The sequence below is a fragment of the Planococcus sp. APC 3900 genome (genome assembly GCF_030407735.1).
Lineage (GTDB): Bacteria > Bacillota > Bacilli > Bacillales_A > Planococcaceae > Planococcus > Planococcus notacanthi.
Genome location: NZ_JASDCT010000002.1, coordinates 534,654 through 555,490, shown reverse-complemented (window position 1 = coordinate 555,490; position 20,837 = coordinate 534,654). Strand labels below are relative to the sequence as shown.

Genomic DNA, 20,837 nt, shown 5'->3' with positions numbered 1-20,837 from the left:
CTAAAATAACATGGCCGGAGAGATAAAAAGCCTTTCTCTCCGGTTATTTTTGGATGTAGGAATACGTTTTCTGAGAGCAGCCGGCTGATGGAAAGGAAAGCGGCAGAAGACGTGCCCGCGGAACGCATCCGCCGCATTGGACATCAGCCAGGTCTTTCGGGAACGACAAAAGGGCTGTCACCAAAAGTCATCTTTCATGACCTTTTGGGACAGCCCCTTTTAAAATACTTTATCGTTGTCCTTTGATATATGGTTTTCCGTTCGCCAGTGGTGCATTGGCGCGTCCGATAAATCCGGCTAGTGCAAAGATCGTCAAGACGTACGGCAAAATCAATAGGAACACATTCGGAATTTCCTGGATTATCGGTATAGATGATCCGACGATACTCAAGGATTGCGCGAATCCGAAGAACAAAGCAGCTCCCATTGCACCAAGCGGATGCCATTTACCGAAAATCATCGCTGCCAGCGCCATGAAGCCCTGGCCATTGATTGTGGCATGGCCAAAATCATTGGTGATGGTCTGCGCATAGATTGCACCACCGATTCCCGCTAACGCACCGGAAATCATAACCGCGACATAACGCATTTTCGCTACATTGATTCCCATCGTATCCGCTGCCATTGGGTGCTCACCTACAGCACGCAAGCGCAAGCCGAACGGCGTTTTATAGATGATGAACCAGGCTACAAAGGCAACCCCAATCGCGAAGAACGATGTATTGTAAACAGAAGTAAAGAATAATGGACCGATAACCGGTATGTCCGAAAGGAACGGAACATTGTAGCGCGAAAAGCGCTCAGTGATAAAGTCTGTCTGCCCTTTATCGAAAATTCTTTTCACCAGATACAAAGACAACGCAACTGCCAATAAGTTGATGGCAACACCTGATACTACCTGATCTGCGCGGAATGATATGGATGCAACTGCATGCAATAGAGATAACAGCAATGCGGCAACCATGGCGGCGATCAATGAAATCCAAGGTGTGGCTGCGCCGAACGTATCGGCAAACAATAAGTTGAACAAAATCCCGACAAACGCACCAATGACCATCAGCCCTTCAAGGCCGATGTTGACAACACCCGATCTTTCCGAGAAGACACCGCCGATCGCCACCAAGATCAGTGGCGCTGCATAGAAGATCGCTGAAGGAATGATGAAGTATAGAACGTCAAGGAAACTCATATTACTTCGCCTCCTTCTTCTTAGCTGATGCGCGGAGCAGCAGCAAGCGAATGATGTAGCCTGAAGCTACAAAGAAGATGATAACCGCAATTACAATCTCTACAATCTCAATTGGAATACCGGCAGCGTTCGGCATATTCAAAGCTCCATATTTCAAGGAACCGAACAAGGTTGCACCGAAGATGACACCCAGTGGCGTATTCATGCCGAGCAAGGCAACGGCGATTCCATCAAAACCGATTCCGGTAAATCCACCCTTGGAAGAAACGTACTCGAATGTTCCAAGTGCTTCCATCGCTCCACCCAATCCAGCAAACGCCCCTGAAATGACCATGGCGAGAATGATGTTTTTGTTGACATTCATGCCGGCATATTGAGAAGCATTCTGGTTAAATCCAACAGCTTTCAGCTCAAAGCCGAGCGTTGTTTTCTCCAAAATGAACCACATGACACCGACCATAAGCAAAGCAATGACAATTCCCAGATGCAGACGCGAAAATTCCGTCAGATTCTCTAAAAACTCTGAGCGCAGGGAAGCACTTGCAAAAATGCTTTCTGTGCGGTCACCGCCATCAGAAACGGTCCGAATCAATGCATTTGTAACATGCAAAGCGATGTAGTTCATCATGATTGTGACAATTACTTCATGGACATGGAATTTCGCTTTCAAAAGACCTGGCACAAAGCCCCATAAAGCTCCAGCTACTGCTGCTGCGATAATGGCTAATGGCAAGTGGATGATCTTCGGCAATTCGACGGCTACTCCGACATACGCCGCAGCAAACCAGCCAACGATCAGTTGCCCTTCCACACCAATGTTAAAAAGTCCTGAGCGGAACGCAAAAGCAACTGCCAGACCGGCCAGTAAATAAGGAGTGATTTGGCGAATCGTTTCTCCGATCGTATACATGTCTCCAAAAATTCCGTTCCAAAGGGCGGCATAGCCCTCCAATGGATTATAGCCGCTGGCCAGCATGATCACTGCACCGACTAGCAATCCTAAAATAACGGAAACGATGGGGACCAGGAGATTGGTCGCTCTATTCGACATGCTGATCCTCACCTTTCTTCGTCAAATCCTGTGTATCTTTGTGACCGGTGTGTCCTGCCATCAACAAGCCCAATTCCTGCTCAGTGGTGGTTTCAGGCGTGACAATATCCACAATTTCTCCGTCGTGGATAACAGCAATACGGTCTGAAACGTTCATGACTTCGTCGAGTTCAAACGAAATCAATAGAACGGCTTTGCCGTTGTCACGCTGTTCAATCAAGCGGCTATGGATAAACTCGATTGCACCGACATCCAACCCCCGTGTCGGCAGCGCTGCAATCAATAGATCCGGATTGCGGTCTACTTCGCGTCCGATAATGGCTTTTTGCTGATTTCCTCCCGATAGTGAACGGGCTAATTCTGACGGTCCTTGCGTCCGGACATCAAAATCCTTGATAATTTGAAGCGCCTTCTCATTGATTTTATTGTAATCAATAATTCCTGATTTAGAGATGGGTTTTGTATAGTACGTTTGAAGTGAAATGTTATGGCCTACCGGGAAATCCAGTACAAGGCCATGCTTATGGCGATCCTGGGGGATATGGCCGACTCCCGTTTCTGTCACTTTGCGTGGTTTCATATTCGTGACGTCTTTGCCATTGACAAAAATAGTGCCGCTTTTCACTTTTCGAAGGCCAGTTATGGCTTCGATCAATTCGGATTGGCCATTCCCATCAATTCCCGCAATTCCGACAATTTCACCTTTGCGAACGTTCAGATTCAAGCTTTTCACTTTATCGATCCCGCGATAATCCTGGACGACCAAATCTTTAATATCCAAGACTTCTTCGCCTGGGAAAGCTTGCCCTTTAACGGTGGTGAATTCCACTTGCCGACCAACCATCAACGACGCAAGGTCATTTGGATTTGTTTCTGAAGTGATGACTGTGCCAATTCCCTGGCCTTTGCGAATAACCGTAACCCGGTCCGACACATCCATGATTTCTTTTAGTTTATGGGTAATCAAAATAATTGATTTTCCTTCAGCAATCAATCTTTTCATGATTTGAATCAATTCCGTGATTTCCTGAGGTGTCAGGGAAGCAGTCGGTTCATCAAAAATCAAAATTTCGGCTCCGCGGTACAAAGTCTTCAATATTTCGACCCGTTGTTGCATGCCTACAGAAATGTCTTCAATAATCGCATACGGATCTACGTTCAACCCATATTGTTCAGATAACGCTTGAACTTTCTTGGCCGCGTCTTTTTTATTGGTGATGCCGTATTTGGTTGGCTCACTGCCCAAGATGATGTTCTCGGTGACCGAAAAGTTTTCGACCAGCATGAAATGCTGATGGACCATTCCGATTCCCAGATCGTTTGCGACATTCGGATTGGCAATATCCACTTTCTTGCCCCGAACCCGGATTTCTCCGCCTTCCGGCTGGTACAAACCGAACAAGACGTTCATCAACGTCGATTTCCCTGCGCCGTTCTCCCCTAATAATGCGTGAATTTCTCCCTTTTGCAGTTGCAGCGTAATATTGTCATTTGCGACAAACGTACCGAACTCTTTACGGATATTCAGCATTTCAATTACATATTCCACTGTTGTCACTCCCTCGAAACTGCTGACTTCTTTTATTTAATTAATACAGGAAAGGCTTCCGTTGCCAAAAGCCTTTCATCTATTAACTTCCTTCTTTAGATAAAAAAAATCATAAAGACCGGTTGACCCGGTCTTTATGATGACCGTGTTTCTGAGTGACTGTTACTCTACTTTTTCTGGTACTGTGATTTCGCCATCGATAACTTGTTTTTTAAATTCTTCGATTTTAGTCATCACATCTTCTGGAATTGCTCCACGAGAATCCGCAAGGCCTACACCATCATCAGCAAGGCCGTAAGTGATTGTTTCGCCACCTGGGAAATCTCCAGCCATTGCCTGTTCAGAAATGTTGATTACTGCTTTGTCTACACCTTTCAATACAGATGTCAAAGTTACGTTGGCATCGCCAGTTTGGCCTTCATCGTATTGGTCAGCATCTACGCCGATAACCCAGATGTTTGCATCCGGATCTGCTTCTTTGCGTTCTTTTGCTTCAGTGAATACACCGTTCCCAGTACCGCCAGCTGCGTGGAAAATGATATCAGCTCCAGCTGAGTACATACGGTTTGCAGTTGTTTTACCTAATTCCGCTTTATCAAAAGCCCCTGTATATTGAACATCGACTTCAACTGTTTCGTCTACAGCTGCAACCCCTTCAAGGAATCCTGCTTCAAAACGTTCGATTACTGGAATTTCCATCCCACCGACAAATCCGATTTTTTTCGTTTCTGTCATTAGAGCTGCTGCTACACCCGCAAGGAATGCGCCTTCCTGCTCTTTGAACAGGACACTTGCAACGTTTGGAGCTTCTACTACCGCATCAATGATGGCGATTTGAGCTTCCGGCTGCTGCTCAGCAATTTCTGCTACAGCACCTTCCATAAGGTAGCCGATACCGAAGACGACATCAAAATCACGGCGGATCAAGTTGTTCAAGTTGGTGTTGTAATCCGCATCTGATGCAGATTGAAGGTAGTCAAAGCCACCATCGCCCTTTTCAAGGCCATTTTCTTCACCAAATTGCTGGACCCCTTCCCAAGCAGATTGGTTGAAGGATTTATCATCCACACCGCCAACATCTGTAACCATGGCAACCGAGAAATCAGCAGCTTCTTCCGTGCCTTCTCCTCCGCCAGTTTCACCTGTTGAAGTATCTTCTTCGCTTCCGCAGGCAGCAAGCATCGTACCAGCAGCAAGCATTAATGATAAACCTAGACCAAATTTACGTTTTGTCAATGTAATAACCCCCAAGGTTTTTTTGATATTAGCAGGAATTTGATGTTTTACACGCGTTTGCGAACCACATGAAAGCTAAATTTATCAGCTCTGAAGTAATTCTTTGAATAAAGCACCAATCGATCGTCTTCATCGTAATGGAGCTGTTTTAATACCAGTAAAGCCGTTTCCGGTTCACATTCCAGGATTGGAGAAGCATCTTCATGATACCCAGTCGGATCAATGAACGTCACCGCGTAGGAAATATGAATATCGCCGGATTCTTCAATCGCTGTAAAAATGGAACTTTCCTTGCGCCCTAAAAAATCTGCAGGCAAATAGTCCGAAGGCACCTTGTCGATGCAGTAAACGACAGGCTCTCCGTTTGCCGTGCGAACGCGTTCAATTGTAATGACAGTATCATCGGCGGTGCAATGAAAGCGTTTTATATCTTCCTCAGAAGAAAGGGTCTCCGACGTGCTCAAGTAGATAGCGCCGGGTTCCATTCCTGCCTGACGGATCATATCGGACACACTCGTCAATTGTTCAATCCCAGATGTGAAAACAGGCTTTGAATTGACGAATGTGCCGACTCCGTGGCGTCTGACGATGATATTATCTTCTTCCAACAGCCGCAGCGCTTCTCGCAAAGTCGCCCGGCTGACTCCCAGGGTTTTTGACAATTCGAATTCGGACGGCAACTTCTCTTTTTCTTTGTAGACGCCCGCAGCAATATCCTGCTTCATTCGGTCAATAACCTGAAGGTACAAAGCACGATGATCCGATTTAATTGTCATATGATTCACCACCCATGACAGAGATCAGACATCTGATGTAAAACATTCCTACTAATCAAAATTACTATACCACTTATTAGAAATGAAATAAATAGCAATTTGTCGAATTTAGCGAATTTTCATTTCCCTATATTCAAAAATACTAATCATTTTGTCACAAAAAAACCCAAATTACTCAATATTCTTCCTGCTTTGGAACTAACACTGTCCGCGGTTTGCTGCCTTCATAAGGTCCGACGACTCCCCGCTGCTCCATTTGGTCTATGATGCGGGCAGCACGCGAGTAGCCCACACGGAAGCGTCGTTGCAGCATGGAAACCGAAGCTGTCTGCATTTCTGTCACCAACTGGACCGCATCATCATAGATTTCATCTGTTTCTTCATCGATTTTGGTCTCGTCGATTTCACTTGGAATCATGTCTTCCTGGTACTGAGCTTTTTGTTGCTCAATTGCAAAGTCAACAATTTTTTCAACTTCTGAATCTGACAGGAATGCCCCTTGCACACGGACCGGTTTTGATTGGCCTGCTCCAAGGAATAACATATCCCCGCGTCCTAGTAATTTTTCAGCTCCACCCATATCCAGGATTGTCCGTGAATCGATGGAAGATGACACCGCAAAAGCGATGCGTGATGGAATATTCGCCTTGATGACGCCAGTGATGACGTTGACGCTCGGGCGCTGTGTCGCAATGATCAAATGGATCCCTGCTGCACGCGCCATCTGTGCCAGGCGAGTAATGGCGTCTTCCACTTCGTTTGAAGCAACCATCATCAAATCAGCCAACTCATCGACAATGACGACGATAAACGGCAGCTTTGGATGCTTGTCTTCATTTTCCTCATTGAAGACCCGTACGTATTCATTGTATCCTTCGATATTGCGAGTTCCGGTGTGAGAAAACAGTTCGTATCTTCTTTCCATTTCCGAAACGATTTTCTTCAACGCTTGTGCCGCTTTCCGCGGATCTGTGACAACCGGTGCCAACAAATGTGGAATGCCATTATAGACGTTCAGCTCCACCATTTTCGGATCGATCATCATCATTTTCACTTCATGCGGCTTTGCCCGCATGATGATGCTGGTGATGATGCCGTTGATGCACACCGACTTCCCGCTTCCTGTTGATCCGGCAACGAGCAGATGCGGCATTTTATTCAATTCTGTCATCACTGCTTGGCCTGTAACATCTCTGCCTAAGGCAAACAGCAATTTAGCATCAGGCCGGTTGTTTTCTTCCGATTCCAGCACTTCACGAAGACTGACAATCGAGACTTCCGTGTTTGGCACTTCAATGCCGATTGCGGATTTTCCGGGAATCGGCGCTTCAATCCGGATATCGCGCGCAGCCAAGGCCAATGCCAAATCGTCGTGCAGGCTGACGATTTTGCTGACTTTGACGCCGGTATCGGGCAGCACTTCGTACTTAGTCACAGCTGGCCCTAAATGGACCTGCGTCACTTTCGCACGGACGCCGAAGCTCTGGAACGTTTTCTCAAGTTTCTTGGCGTTTTTCTGGATGCCTGAATACTCGCCGCTTTGGTCGTGGTGCGGCGGCAGTGTCAACAAGCTGAGAGGCGGCAGCTGGTATTCTTCGTTTTCCAGTTCTTCTGCAGTCGACATCAACTGGATATCACCGGTGTCCGGTTCTGCAGCAGTTTCCGCAGCAGGCACGTTCTGCACTTCCGGCTGTTTGGGTTTCACGTTTTCAGTAAATGCCGATATGATCGGTTCTTCAGGCTGTGGGCGGTACAGAAGGTCTTCTTCTTCCTCTTCTTCATAAGCCAGGGATTCATTGATTTCCAGCACTTGTTCAGGTGCTGATTTCTTGCGCGGAGCGCGCAGTTTTTTCGGCTCATTCCGCTGGAAACGATTCATCAGCGAATCGATTGCCGGACGTGCACTTGGAATTTTTTCGGCAATAAACGGTGCGGCCGCTTTTCCTGTCAAGATGATGGCACCAATCGACATCAGGATAATCGCGACGATCCAAGTTCCCGCTGTATCAAACAACACATGCAATAGCGCATATAAAAAGGCACCGACGATTCCGCCGCCTGTCGCCAAATACGTAGTCCAGATTGTGCCGGTCATTTGCGTATGGCGAATGGTTTCAGAAATGACATTGGCTGATGTAATCGGCAGGATGGATCCGGCCGCCCAGATTAAATGGCAAATCAACAAAATGCCGATCAGGATAAAGCCGGCTCCTGTTGCCACTTTCAGTCTTGGCTTTGGCCATTTCCGCTTAACCATTACATAGATCGCGACATAGACAATTGCCAGTGGAATCAGGAAGGCCATATAGCCACCGATAAACTCAGCTAAATTGTAGAACATCTTGCCGATGACGCCCAACTGGAACACCATCAACACGGCGATTCCAAGCAGTACCAAACCAATCACTTCATAAGCGATCATCGGCATCGGCTGCTTTTTTTTATTTTTCGGCTTTTGCCGCGGTTTTGCTTTTGCTCTCGCTTTTGGTTTTGCTTTCGTAGTTGTACGAGCCCTGGTCATAGCGATCCCTCTTTTCTTCCATAATCGAAAAAGGATTCCCTCCGATTAGATCGGTATGGAAATCCTTTTGCTTTTTTCTTAGTATTCCATAATTATCGGGATGATCATCGGACGGCGCTTCGTTTGCTGGAATAGGTAGGAATTCAATGTATCGCGAATTTCCTGCTTGATGTTATTCCATTCGAATGCGTCTCTGGTGACATATTTTTCAACGACCTTGCGTACAAGTCTTGTAGATTCATCCATCAGCTCTTCTGATTCACGGACATAGACAAAACCGCGTGAAATCATTTCAGGGCCGGAAGCGATTTTCTTCTCTTTGCGGTTCAGCGTAACCACAACGATGAAAATCCCATCCTGGGACAATAGCTTACGGTCACGCAGAACGATATTGCCTACGTCGCCGATGCCGATTCCATCAATAAGTACATTGCCGGCAGTAACGCGCCCGCTCATCCGGACTTTGCCTTCTTTGTATTCCACGATATCGCCTTTATCGGCGATAAAGATTTCAGACTTATGCAAGCCGACCTGCTGCGCCAATTTAGAATGCGCAATCAGCATTTTGTATTCACCCTGGATCGGAATGAAATATTTCGGCTTCATCATGTTCAGCATCATTTTAAGATCTTCTTGGCTGCCGTGTCCTGATACGTGGACTTTTTTGCTGGCGGTCAAAACATTTGCGCCGGCTTTCGCCAACTTATTCATTGTTTGGAACATTGGAACTTCCATACCGGGTGATGGTGTGAATGTAATTAATACTGTATCTGTTTCTTTGATTTTTACGTCTTTGTGCTGCTTGCGGACCATTTTGTCCAAAGCTTCAAGCGGCTCCCCTTGGTTACCGGTAACAATGATGACCACTTCGTCATCACGGTAGTTCTCCAGGTCTTTCAGGGAAATGACTGTATCTTCGTCGACTGTCAAGTAGCCTAGGCGCAGGCCGACTTCATAGCTGCTCTCCAGACTTCTTCCGGCTACAGCGACTTTTTTGCCTGTCGCTGCCGCGATATCGAATACCTGTTGGATACGAATAAAGTTTGATGAATAAAGGGATACCAGTACACGGCCTTCAGCAGCAAGGAATGCCGACAGGATATGGTCTGCAACCACAATTTCCGAAGTTGTATATCCTGGGCGTTCAGCTTCAGTAGAGTCGGACAGCAGCATCAATACGCCGTCTTCCCCTAATTTCGCCATTTTTGCGATATCGGGCTTGTAACTGCCTTTAGCTGACTGATCAAATTTAAATTCGCCTGTATGCACGATTGCGCCTTCAGATGTGTGGAAGACGATCCCAAATGCGTCAGGAATACTATGTGTCGTATGGAAGAACGTCACATGTGTTTTGTCGAAGTTCATGCGGCTCTTATTGGTTACTTCAAAGAACTTGACATGTTTTAAAGAACCTTGTTCTTTAATATGTTCTTTGGCTAACGCAATTGTCAATTTCGATCCGTAGACCGGCGCTTGGATCTTCTTCAGTAAATAAGCGATTGAACCAATCGCATCTTCGTGGCCGTGAGTCAAAAAGATTCCTTTGACACGGTCTTTGTTTTCTTCCAGGAAAGTCATATCCGGAATGACGATGTCGACACCCAGCATTTCATCTTCCGGGAACATCAAACCGCTGTCCACAACGAAAAGATCTTCATCAATTTCTATTACGTACATTGCTTTGCCGATTTCGCCGACTCCGCCTAAAGGGATAACTCTTATTACTTCATTTTTAATTTTACTCAATTTATTTCCTCCTAAAATTCACCCGTACACATCCATAGAATTCATTATACGGGAATCACCGGAAACAGTCCAAAGAAAAAAATAAACCGGCGCAATGGCCGGTTCTTTTTTTCGATTGCCGTTCGGGATTAAATGATATTTTCTTCAATCAGGGCTTCTGCAATCTGAACCGAGTTCAGTGCTGCGCCTTTGACCAGGTTATCTGAAACGACCCATAAGTGGAAACCATTTGGATTGTCCAGGTCCTGGCGGATACGGCCGACAAATACTTCATCAAGCCCTGCAGTCATCAAAGGCATCGGGTACAGCTGGTTTGATGGATCGTCCATCAGTTCCACGCCTGGTGCTTGCGAAATTGCCTGCTTGACCTGCTCAATAGTTGCCGCTTCTTTGAGTTCCACATAAACCGATTCAGAATGCCCTGTGACCACCGGCAAGCGTACGCATGTCGCTGCGACTGCCAGGGAATCATCGTGCATGATTTTTTTCGTTTCGTTGATCATTTTCATTTCTTCGAATGTATAACCGTTGTCGGTGAATTGATCAATTTGCGGAATTACATTGTAAGCGATCGGGTAATGGCGTTCAGCCGATTTAACCGGCAGCATTTTTGCATCAGCTGTTTTTGCGTTGTCAAAGTCGCCAGCTTGTTCTTTCAATTCATTGATGGCATCAATTCCCGCTCCCGATACTGCCTGATAAGTGGAAACCACCACTTTCGTCATGCCAAACAGTTCTTTTAATGGCTGCAATGCACAGACCATCTGGATTGTAGAACAGTTTGGATTGGCAATTATTCCTTTATGGAGAGAAAGATCGCTTTTATTCACTTCAGGAACAACTAAAGGCACTTCCTTGTCCATACGGAACGCGCTGGTATTGTCTATAACAACGGCACCACGCTTAACCGCTTCAGGGGCGAATTTTTCTGAAACACTTCCTCCTGCGCTGAATAAGGCAATATCAATGCCTTCAAATGATTCAGGTTTGGCTTCCTGAACGGTGAAAGTCTGGCCATTGAATGTAATCTCTTTTCCGGCAGATCGGCTTGAAGACAAAAAGACAATGTCTTTTATAGGAAAATTCCGTTTCTCCAATTGCTCTGTCATTTGCTGGCCGACTGCACCTGTTGCTCCCATTATCGCTACGTTGAATGTTTTCACAATATTCGCTCCTTCAATGTTGATTTGAATTATTGTAACATAATTTACCCTGCTAAAGGAGCAAAACAGCAAAAAAGCTCCCTTTATACTAAGGAAGCTTCTTTCGGACGTATGATGGAAACCGCTGGCGATTCCACCAGGATCTCCAATAAGGAATAAACTTTTTCTAATGTTACCTGGTCGATTTGAGAAAGCACTTCATCGTAAGTCTGGTGTTTGCCCAGCAATAGTTCGTGACGGCCGTTGCGGCTCATACGCGCACTTGTGCTTTCAAGACCCAGCATCAAACTGCCTTTCAGCTGTTCTTTGGAGTCGGTCACTTCCTCTTCCGTAATACCGCCATTTTTCAATTCCTTTAACAAGATCATAATGACTTGCTGCATTTCAGCCATTTGTTCATCTGATGTTCCACCGTAGATCGCCAATGTTCCATGATCGGAATAAGCAGAATGATAGGAGAAAATCGAGTAGGCCAATCCACGTTGCTCACGAATTTCCTGGAACAGCCTTGAAGACATGGATCCGCCGATGATGTTGTTCAGAACAGTGAAGCTGTAGATATCCGGATCATTTAAAGACAGGCCGGGAAAGCCAAGGCATAGATGCCCTTGTTCCGTTTCTTTATTTTTCAGTGAATAGCCGGATGTGAAAACAGGAAGTTCGTACTTTTTCGGACTTTCTTTTTTCTCGAATGAGCCGAATAACGCTTCAATCTTTTCCAGTAAAGCTGGAGTGATGTTGCCTGCCACCGAAACGACCGTATTTGCAGGTGTATAATGGCGATCCATATAGTCGCGGATTTTCTCAGGCGTAAAGCTTGCCAAGGTTTCAGCGGTACCAAGAATCGGTGCGCCGATCGAGTTCTGCGGATACATGACGCGCCATAATTGCTCATGCACATCGTCGTCCGGCATGTCTTCAGTCATGCTGATTTCTTCAAGGATGACTTGGCGTTCCTTGTCGAATTCCACCGGATCCATCTGCGAATTGAACAGCATATCCGCGAGTACCGTTACAGCATGTTCCGCATGATGGTCCAAAACCTTTGCGTAGTAACAGGTATATTCTTTTGATGTATAGGCATTGATATCGCCGCCGATGCGGTCGAATTCCCGGGCGATTTCTTTCGCAGTGCGCGAATCCGTTCCTTTGAACAGCATGTGTTCAATAAAATGCGTAATGCCGTTTTCTTCCGGCAACTCATCCCGTGAACCGTTATTGACAAAAACCCCAACTGCTACGGAATGAAAATGGGGAATGTGTTCGGAAACAATGCGCAATCCATTTTTGCAAGTCTGTGTAGTCACCATGTGCATGTTCCTCCTCATAGTAAAAAATTGCCGACAAAGTCGGCAATTTGAATAGATGATTATTCTTGGTTTTGTTTTTCAGCTGCTTCTTTTTGTTCTTTCAAAACAACCTTACGTGATAAGTTTACACGTCCTTGGCGGTCAATTTCAATTACTTTGACTTGGACGATCTGGTCCATCTTCAGAACATCTTCCACTTCTTTCGTCCGTTCTTCCTGGATTTCCGAAATGTGAAGGAGTCCGTCTTTGCCCGGGAACAATTCAACGAATGCGCCGAACTTTTCAATGCGTTTGACTTTGCCTTCGTAATATTCGCCGACTTTCGCTTCACGCACGATATTTTCGATCATCGCTTTCGCTTTCGCATTCATTTCTTCGTCTACTGAAGAAATGAAGATCGTACCGTCTTGCTCCGTATCGATCTTAACGCCTGTTTCATCGATGATTTTGTTGATCACTTTTCCGCCAGGTCCGATAACATCACGGATCTTGTCAGGATTGATCTTCACCATGATGATTTTCGGTGCATACTTGGAAAGTGTCGTTCTTGGTTCAGCAATCGTCGCCAGCATCGATTCAAGGATGTGGATACGTCCGATTTGAGCTTGCGTCAACGCTTCTTCCAAGATTTCACGTGACAGGCCATCAATCTTGATGTCCATTTGAAGAGCGGTAATGCCTTTTGCAGTACCGGCTACTTTAAAGTCCATATCGCCAAGGTGATCTTCCATGCCTTGGATATCAGAAAGTACTGTGTAGTTTTCGCCTTTTTTGACAAGGCCCATCGCAATACCTGCAACTGGAGCTGTCAACGGAACACCGGCATCCATCATCGCAAGTGTGGAAGCACAGATACTCGCCTGTGAAGTCGAACCGTTAGATTCCAATACTTCTGCAACAAGACGGATCGTGTAAGGGAAATCTTTCTCATTTGGAATGACTGCTTCAAGAGCGCGCTCACCAAGTGCTCCGTGTCCGATTTCGCGGCGTCCAGGCCCACGAAGGAATCCGGTTTCACCTACTGAGAACAACGGGAAGTTGTAATGGTGCATAAAACGTTTTGTGTCTTCGATGCCAAGGCCGTCGATGATTTGAACATCACCTAAAGCGCCTAGCGTACAGATGCTCATCGCCTGCGTTTGACCGCGAGTGAACAAGCCTGAACCGTGTGTGCGGTTAAGAATGCCGACTTCTGATGACAATGGACGGATTTCAGAAGGTCCACGGCCGTCCGGACGGATTTTTTCATCTGTGATCAAGCGGCGTACTTCGTCTTTGACCATTTTATCAAGGATCTGGCCAGCCTGTTTTTTCACAGCGTCATCCGATTCTTCGTATGCCGCCATTGCACGGGCTTTGACTTCGTCAATCGCTTCATTGCGTGCTTGTTTTTCATTGATTTGGACAGCTGCATTCAATTCAGCTTCTACTGCTTCTTTAAGCGTCGCCGTCAATTCTGCATCCAATTCGTAAAGCTGGATTGCCGTTTTTTCTTTGCCGACTTCTGCAGCAATCTGTTCTTGGAAGGCAATCAATTTCTTGATTTCTTCGTGCCCGAACATGATGGCTTCCAAAATCACTTCTTCAGAAACTTCTTTCGCTCCGGCTTCCACCATGTTGATGGCTTCTTTAGTACCGGCAACCGTCAAGTTGATCGAGCTTTGCTCAAGCTGATCGTTTGTCGGATTGATGATAAATTGTCCGTCGATCAAACCGACGATTACTCCAGCGATCGGACCGCCGAAAGGAATATCCGATATCATCAAGGCCAGAGAAGAACCGAACATTGCAGCCATTTCTGATGGACAATCCTGATCTACAGACATAACCATGGAGATGACTTGAACTTCGTTGCGGAAACCATCCGGGAATAACGGGCGGATTGGGCGATCGATCAAACGGCTTGTCAAAGTCGCTTTTTCAGAAGGGCGTCCTTCACGTTTGATGAATCCGCCTGGGATTTTACCGACAGCGTAAAGACGCTCTTCGTAGTTGACCGTCAATGGGAAGAAATCCAAAGGTTTCGGAGTTTTTGAAGCGGTTGCAGTTGAAAGAACTGCTGTATCACCATAACGGATCAATGCTGCTCCGTTTGCTTGTTTTGCCAATTGGCCGACCTCAACCTGTAATTCGCGGCCAGCCCAATCAAGTGTGTAGACTTTTTTTGTTTGCCCCATAATATCGAGCTCCTCTCTCTTACCTTGTTTCTCTATACTATATGTATCCAATAGTAGTGTATCAAAAAAGCATCCGGTATGCGATGCGATAATTTAAAGTTTTATCCATAAAGAAAAAGCGGGACGAATCCCGCTTTTACTTTTTGCTATTAACGGCGTAGGCCAAGTCTTGCGATTAACTCGCGGTAGCGAGCAACTTCGTTTTCACGTAAGTATTTTAGCAAGTTACGACGGCGTCCAACCATTTTGAATAGACCACGACGTGAGTGATGATCTTTTTTGTGAGTACGTAAGTGCTCATTCAAGTTGTTGATGTCTTCTGTAAGAATGGCGATTTGAATTTCTGCAGACCCAGTATCAGTGTCATGCACTTTGTATTCATTGATCAATTCATTTTTACGTTCTTGTGTGATTGCCATACTGTTTCCACCTCCTAATTTCTGATATCCCCAATTACCGAGCAAACGTTGGTGATTCGATTTGCCAAGCAACGGTTTGTACATTCAGTACTCATAAATAATAGCATAAGCCATTTCCGAAATCAACCACACTGATTAATTAATGCCAGCGAAAAACTGCTCAGCCGTCATCTTGTCTCGCTGAATTTGCGCTTTCAACTCATCAATGCCGGAGAACTTCTGCTCATCCCGGATCCGTTCATGCCATTCGACTTCCACCATTTCCCCGTAGATCGATTTGTCAAAATCAAGAATATGCACTTCGATGACTTGCTTTTTCACATCGGGATTATTAAACGTCGGCTTGAAGCCAATATTGCAGACACCATTGTAAGTCTGCCCCTGCACTTGAATTTTCACCGCATAAACGCCGCGGCTTGGCACGACAGCACCCAGTTCCGGCTCTATATTGGCCGTCGGAAATCCGATGGTGCGTCCCCGTTTATCACCATTGACCACGGTTCCTAAAACACGGAATGGCCGGCCCAACAAATGGCAAACCTGCTCGACTGCACCGTTTTTCAATAGCTCACGGATGCGTGTCGAACTGATTTTTTCATTGCCATCTTCCTGTTTTTCTATGACAGTGACGCCGTACTGCCCGTCTCCCAGCTCTTTCATCAAGGTCATATCGCCTTTGCCTTTGCTGCCGAACGAAAAATCGAACCCGGCTGTGACATGGCTGACATTCAGTTCCTTAATGAATATCTCGATAAACTGTTGCGGCGTCAATTTGGCAAACTCTGAAGTAAAGCGCACGATAAAGCAATAATCGACGCCCATTCCTTCAAGGATTTCCATCTTCTGCTGCATAGGCGTAATATAAAAGACTTCTTCTTTTCTGCCGCCCAAAACCAATGAAGGATGTGGATCGAACGTCATAACCGCTGATTTAATGCCTTTGCTTTCAGCTTGTTTGATGGCGTCGCCTATCACGCGCTGATGTCCTTTATGTACACCGTCGAAAAAGCCGAGGGCCAAGGACAATGGTCCCGTCTCACTATCGGGTTTAACGTGAATCGGATAACTTAAATGAATAATTTCCATACTACACCTCGTCCGCTGTCGGAAAACCGAACATTTTTTCAGGCTTCATCTTATCCGCTTTTTCAGGATGGTTTTTATAGAGTGCCACAGGTTGTCCCTGATAGGTCAAAACTACAAATCCCATTTGATCAAGTATGGCATGACGCGCCAGTACTTGCCCGTTTTTTACAGCAAATATCTGTTTCGGTTCGATTTCCATGAATGGAAACACCTCTAGACCATAGCTGAGCGGTTTCAAAATGTCGCCGATAACTCCATTTTGAGCAAGTTCAGCCACTTCGGCAAGTGTTACGCAATCTTTTTTGGCGAATTTACCGGATTCTGTCCGGGTCAGCCGGGACATATGCGCAGGAAAGCCTAATGCTTCTCCGATTTGCACAGCCAAAGTCCGGATATAAGTTCCTTTGCCGCAGCGGATACGGATATTGAATTTGATTTGCTGGCCAGTCCATTGAAGATCATCATCCAATAACTCAATCGAATCGATGCGGACTGTCCGCTCAGGCCGTTCAACGGCGATTCCTTGGCGTGCATATTCATATAGCTTTTTGCCGTTCACTTTGACGGCTGAATACATTGGGGGAATCTGTTTAATATTTCCGGTAAGCTGCAAAAAGACTTCAGCAATTTGCTGGCGGGTAATGAGCTTCTCTGAAAGGTCCGTATCCACCGTTTCGCCTGTTGCATCTTCTGTTTCAGTCGAATAGCCGATGGTCACTTCCGCTTCATAAGTCTTTCCTTGGTCGGTGATATATTCTGCCACTTTGGTCGTATTGCCGATGCAGATAGGCAGTACGCCATCCACTTCAGGATCCAAAGTCCCAGTATGTCCGACTTTTTTCGTTTGCAGGATCTTCCTTAACTTAAAGACACAATCATGGGAGGTCATCCCTTTTTCTTTCCACAATGGTAGAATTCCGTTCAGCGCCATATGCCTTAACTCCTTTGCTTGATGCAAAAAAAGCCTGCTATCTGAAATAGACAGCAGGCTTTTTTTAATCTTCTTTTGGTTCTTGAATATCACGCAGTAATGTATCGATTCGATTGCCGTAAGCAACCGATGAATCGATTTCAAAAGACAATTCAGGAGTTTTGCGAAGACGGATCCGCTGTCCGATTTCGGTGCGGATAAATCCTTTCGACTTCGTTAACCCAAGCAATGTCTGTTCTTTTGCATGGTCTTCACCTAACACGCTGATATATACAGTTGCCTGCTGGAGATCTCCTGTAACTTCAACATCTGTTACAGTGACAAATCCGATACGTGGATCTTTCAGTTTTCGGCTGATGATATCGCTGAGCTCTTTTTTCATCTGCTCGGCTACACGATTCGCGCGCATTGTCATTGCTAATCCACCTCGTTCTTACAAATATTCTTTCTCAATCTCCAAACATTCCCAAGCGGGGTTGCTTTCCAAGTAGTAGAGAACCTGCGCCATTTCCTTATTAGCCATTTCTTTTGAGGAAGAGACGATAACAAAAGCGATGCGGGTCCGCTGCCAAACATTTTGGTGGTCAATTTCCGCTGCGGAAACGTTGAATTTTTGTCTGCTGCGGGTCAGCATGCTTTTCACGACTGCCCGCTTATCTTTTAACGAATGTGCCGTTGGAATGAAAAATTCGCATTCCATGTACAGGATCATTTGCGTACGATTTCTTCCATAATATACGCTTCAATGATATCCATTTCCTTCACATCGTTGAAGTTTTTGATTGTAATACCGCATTCATAGCCTTTAGCCACTTCTTTTGCATCGTCTTTGAAACGTTTCAATGTGTCAATTTCACCTTCGAATACTACGATGCCTTCACGGATGACGCGAACGCCGCTGTCACGTGTAATTTTGCCTTCGGTTACATAGCTTCCGGCAATCGTTCCGACTTTAGATACTTTGAATGTGCTGCGGATTTCAGCTTGGCCGATGATTTTTTCTTCGAATTCCGGGTCAAGCAACCCTTTCATTGCGAATTCAATTTCTTCGATCACTTTATAGATGATGCGGTGCAAACGGATATCTACGCCTTCTGCTTCAGCAGCGCGTTTCGCGTTTGCATCCGGACGAACGTTAAAGCCGATAACGATGGCATTTGATGCAGCTGCCAATGAGATATCAGATTCTGTAATCGCACCAGCGCCTGTGTGGATGATTTTCACGTTGACGCCTTCTACATCGATTTTAAGAAGTGATGCTGCCATAGCTTCAACTGCTCCTTGAACGTCTGCTTTGACGATCAGGTTCAATTCTTTCATTTCGCCTTGTTTCAACTGATCAAACAAGTTATCAAGTGTTACGCGTGTTTTTTCTGAACGCTGAACTTGAAGCGCAGATGTTGCACGTGTTTCGCCCACTTGACGAGCTGTTTTTTCATCTTCAAAGACAACAAAACGATCTCCTGCTTGTGGTACATCATTCAACCCAGTGATTTCAACTGGAGTTGATGGGCCCGCTTCTTTTACGCGACGGCCTACATCCGAAACCATTGCACGGACGCGTCCAAATGTGTTGCCGACAACGATCGGATCTCCAACATTTAACGTACCGTCCTGTACTAGAAGTGTAGCTACTGAACCACGGCCTTTATCAAGCTCTGCTTCAATAACCGTTCCAATTGCACGGCGTGCCGGGTTAGCTTTCAATTCCCCTACTTCAGAAACAAGCAAGATCATTTCAAGCAACGAATCAATGCCGTCTCCAGTCAATGCGGAAATCGGTACGAAAATCGTGTCTCCGCCCCATGCTTCAGGAACTAAGCCATGCTCAGTCAGTTCTTGCATAACACGGTCTGGATTTGCGCTTGGCTTATCCATTTTGTTGACTGCGATGATGATCGGAACTTCTGCAGCTTTAGCATGATTGATGGCTTCAACTGTTTGTGGCATAACGCCGTCGTCTGCTGCAACAACAATAATGGCAAGGTCTGTCACTTTCGCTCCGCGTGCCCGCATGGTTGTAAATGCTGCGTGTCCAGGAGTATCAAGGAATGTGATCTTTTTGCCGTTGTCTACAACTTGGTAAGCACCGATATGCTGCGTAATTCCGCCGGCTTCTCCTGCCGTCACTTTCGTGTGGCGAATTGAATCAAGCAATGTTGTTTTACCATGGTCAACGTGCCCCATGATTGTCACAACCGGTGGACGTTCTTCGTTCAGGCTTTCGTCTTCAGGTTCAAAGTAAACTTCAAGATCTGTTTTATCAACAAGAATCTCTTCTTCCACTTCAACCTCATATTCAGCACAGATCAATTCAATTGCATCTTTATCCAACTCTTGGTTAATGGTAGCCATTACACCAAGCATGAATAATTTTTTGATGATTTCAGAAGGCTCGCGCCCTAATTTTTTCGCCAGCTCAGCTACAGTCAATGACTCGCTGAATGTAATTTTAGCCGGCAATTCTTTCTCTTTTTTAGGCATTGGCGGCAACGGATTTACCGGTTGCTGCTGCTTCCCTTTACGGTTGCGGTTTTGGAAGCCATTGCGGTTTCCGCCTCCTGGACGTCCTGAAGAACGTTGGCCTGGGCCTGCCGTCGGTTTAGCTGCTTTTGGTGTGAAGTTCGAACCAGTTTTTGCTGGTGTAGTCGGACGCTGGCCGTTTCCTTGCGAACGGGATTGCCCTTGGCTTGGAGCTGCTGCCGGACGGGATTGGCTTTGCCCTGATGGACGGGACTGGCCGCCTTGTGATGGACGCGATTGCCCTTGTCCTGATGGACGGGACTGGCCGCCTTGTGATGGACGTGATTGCCCTTGTCCTGATGGACGGGACTGGCCGCCTTGTGACGGACGGGATTGGCTTTGTCCTGATGGACGCGATTGTGCTGCTGGACGCTGTCCTGCAGACGCATTTTTGTAGATGCTGTCTAATTTCGAAACAGCATTGTCTTCTAATGTAGCCATATGGTTTTGCACGTTAATATTGTGTTTAGACAATTCATTGATGATTTCTTTGCTTGGCTTGTCTACCTTCTTAGCGTATTCATGTACTCGAATTTTGGTCATCTGCTCGCCCCCGATTAATTTCTTCGAATAAGCTGGTTATTTTTTTTGCAAAACCTTTATCGGTGATTGCAATCACTACCCGCTCTTCTTTGCCTATCGCATGTCCCAAATCGAACCGCGATCCTAAAACATGCAGATCCACTCCAAATGATTTGCATTTGTCCTGCAATTTCTTTTTGGTATTGTCCGAAGCGTCTTCTGAAATTATTACTAATTTCGCTTTTCCTTTTCGAACTTCGTTCACGGTCATTTCTTCACCGGAAATGGTCATTCTTGCACGTGTAGCCAATCCAAGTAATTGAAGAATTTTTTGTTTCGTCATTATTTCAACTGCTCTCTGAGAACGACGCGAATTAACTCATCATAGATTTCGTCTGGAATCTTGACTTCCAATTGCTTGTCCAGCACTTTCTTTTTGCGGGCAGTCGCGATGGCATCTTCCGATTTCGAAAGGTATGCGCCGCGTCCTGATTTTTTGCCAGTCAAATCGACGGCTACTTCGCCTTCTTTTGAACGGACAACGCGGATCATTTCCTTTTTAGGATGCATCTCGCCTGTAGCTACACACTTCCGTAATGGAATTTTCTTTTGCAGAGCCAACGGACATCACCTTTTCT

The 20,837-nt window shown here is 45.8% G+C and carries 19 protein-coding genes; 1 reads left to right on the top strand and 18 read right to left on the bottom strand.

Translation table 11 applies throughout. From position 1 onward, the window contains the following. Positions 1-87 precede the first annotated feature (87 nt). A complete protein-coding gene (locus tag QMA04_RS06705; protein ID WP_290184649.1) occupies positions 88-246 on the top strand; it encodes a hypothetical protein in 159 nt (52 codons plus the stop codon). On the opposite strand, the gene QMA04_RS06700 is transcribed toward QMA04_RS06705, so the two are convergent. The 18 genes from QMA04_RS06700 to rnpM all read right to left on the bottom strand — a co-directional run bounded on the left by QMA04_RS06700 (position 230) and on the right by rnpM (position 20,820). After that, positions 230-1,189 (bottom strand): ABC transporter permease, encoded by a 960-nt coding sequence (locus tag QMA04_RS06700; protein WP_191714147.1) that lies wholly within the window; start codon positions 1,187-1,189, stop codon positions 230-232. The two genes, QMA04_RS06705 and QMA04_RS06700, sit on opposite strands and share 17 nt — an antisense overlap. A 1-nt stretch (position 1,190) precedes the next feature. Beyond that, positions 1,191-2,240 (bottom strand): ABC transporter permease, encoded by a 1,050-nt coding sequence (locus tag QMA04_RS06695; protein ID WP_191714146.1) that lies wholly within the window; start codon positions 2,238-2,240, stop codon positions 1,191-1,193. Next, positions 2,230-3,789 carry an ABC transporter ATP-binding protein gene (locus QMA04_RS06690; RefSeq protein WP_191714145.1) on the bottom strand — a complete coding sequence of 520 codons (1,560 nt, stop codon included), beginning with the start codon at positions 3,787-3,789 and terminating at the stop codon, positions 2,230-2,232. The genes QMA04_RS06695 and QMA04_RS06690 overlap by 11 nt, the downstream gene beginning before the upstream one ends. Before the next feature lie 162 nt (positions 3,790-3,951). Further along, on the bottom strand, positions 3,952-5,025 hold the full coding sequence (locus QMA04_RS06685) for a BMP family lipoprotein (protein ID WP_203339444.1): 1,074 nt from the start codon (positions 5,023-5,025) through the stop codon (positions 3,952-3,954). 47 nt (positions 5,026-5,072) lie between these two features. Beyond that, complete coding sequence (locus QMA04_RS06680) at positions 5,073-5,801, bottom strand: GntR family transcriptional regulator (RefSeq protein ID WP_191714143.1); 729 nt, start codon at positions 5,799-5,801, stop codon at positions 5,073-5,075. 175 nt (positions 5,802-5,976) lie between these two features. Next, positions 5,977-8,322: an FtsK/SpoIIIE family DNA translocase gene (locus QMA04_RS06675; RefSeq protein ID WP_203339443.1), complete on the bottom strand. Its 2,346-nt coding sequence runs from the start codon at positions 8,320-8,322 to the stop codon at positions 5,977-5,979. A gap of 78 nt (positions 8,323-8,400) precedes the next feature. Next, the gene (locus QMA04_RS06670) at positions 8,401-10,068 is read right to left on the bottom strand and encodes a ribonuclease J (protein ID WP_191714141.1); all 1,668 of its coding nucleotides are present in this window, start codon (positions 10,066-10,068) and stop codon (positions 8,401-8,403) included. Between the two features lie 128 nt (positions 10,069-10,196). Further along, on the bottom strand, positions 10,197-11,234 hold the full coding sequence (locus QMA04_RS06665) for an aspartate-semialdehyde dehydrogenase (protein WP_290184706.1): 1,038 nt from the start codon (positions 11,232-11,234) through the stop codon (positions 10,197-10,199). A gap of 80 nt (positions 11,235-11,314) precedes the next feature. Next, positions 11,315-12,541, bottom strand: coding sequence for a M16 family metallopeptidase (locus QMA04_RS06660; protein WP_290184643.1), 1,227 nt, complete (start codon positions 12,539-12,541; stop codon positions 11,315-11,317). A gap of 59 nt (positions 12,542-12,600) precedes the next feature. Beyond that, entirely contained in the window at positions 12,601-14,718 is a 2,118-nt protein-coding gene (gene pnp, locus QMA04_RS06655) for a polyribonucleotide nucleotidyltransferase (protein ID WP_191714139.1), read from the bottom strand. Positions 14,719-14,867: 149 nt separating this feature from the next. Continuing rightward, positions 14,868-15,137 (bottom strand): 30S ribosomal protein S15, encoded by a 270-nt coding sequence (gene rpsO / locus QMA04_RS06650; protein WP_142826542.1) that lies wholly within the window; start codon positions 15,135-15,137, stop codon positions 14,868-14,870. 135 nt (positions 15,138-15,272) lie between these two features. Then, complete coding sequence (ribF, locus tag QMA04_RS06645; protein WP_191714138.1) at positions 15,273-16,223, bottom strand: riboflavin biosynthesis protein RibF; 951 nt, start codon at positions 16,221-16,223, stop codon at positions 15,273-15,275. A gap of 1 nt (position 16,224) precedes the next feature. Further along, complete coding sequence (truB, locus tag QMA04_RS06640; RefSeq protein WP_290184640.1) at positions 16,225-17,154, bottom strand: tRNA pseudouridine(55) synthase TruB; 930 nt, start codon at positions 17,152-17,154, stop codon at positions 16,225-16,227. Positions 17,155-17,218: 64 nt separating this feature from the next. Continuing rightward, complete coding sequence (rbfA, locus tag QMA04_RS06635; RefSeq protein ID WP_191714137.1) at positions 17,219-17,569, bottom strand: 30S ribosome-binding factor RbfA; 351 nt, start codon at positions 17,567-17,569, stop codon at positions 17,219-17,221. An 18-nt stretch (positions 17,570-17,587) separates the two neighbouring features. Then, entirely contained in the window at positions 17,588-17,866 is a 279-nt protein-coding gene (locus tag QMA04_RS06630) for a DUF503 domain-containing protein (protein WP_290184638.1), read from the bottom strand. Next, a complete protein-coding gene (infB, locus tag QMA04_RS06625; RefSeq protein WP_191714135.1) occupies positions 17,863-20,220 on the bottom strand; it encodes a translation initiation factor IF-2 in 2,358 nt (785 codons plus the stop codon). The genes QMA04_RS06630 and infB overlap by 4 nt, the downstream gene beginning before the upstream one ends. Continuing rightward, entirely contained in the window at positions 20,198-20,542 is a 345-nt protein-coding gene (locus tag QMA04_RS06620; protein WP_191714134.1) for a YlxQ family RNA-binding protein, read from the bottom strand. Before QMA04_RS06620 ends, infB begins: the two co-directional genes overlap by 23 nt. After that, the gene (gene rnpM, locus QMA04_RS06615; RefSeq protein WP_191714133.1) at positions 20,542-20,820 is read right to left on the bottom strand and encodes an RNase P modulator RnpM; all 279 of its coding nucleotides are present in this window, start codon (positions 20,818-20,820) and stop codon (positions 20,542-20,544) included. Before rnpM ends, QMA04_RS06620 begins: the two co-directional genes overlap by 1 nt. Between the last annotated feature and the right edge of the window lie 17 nt (positions 20,821-20,837).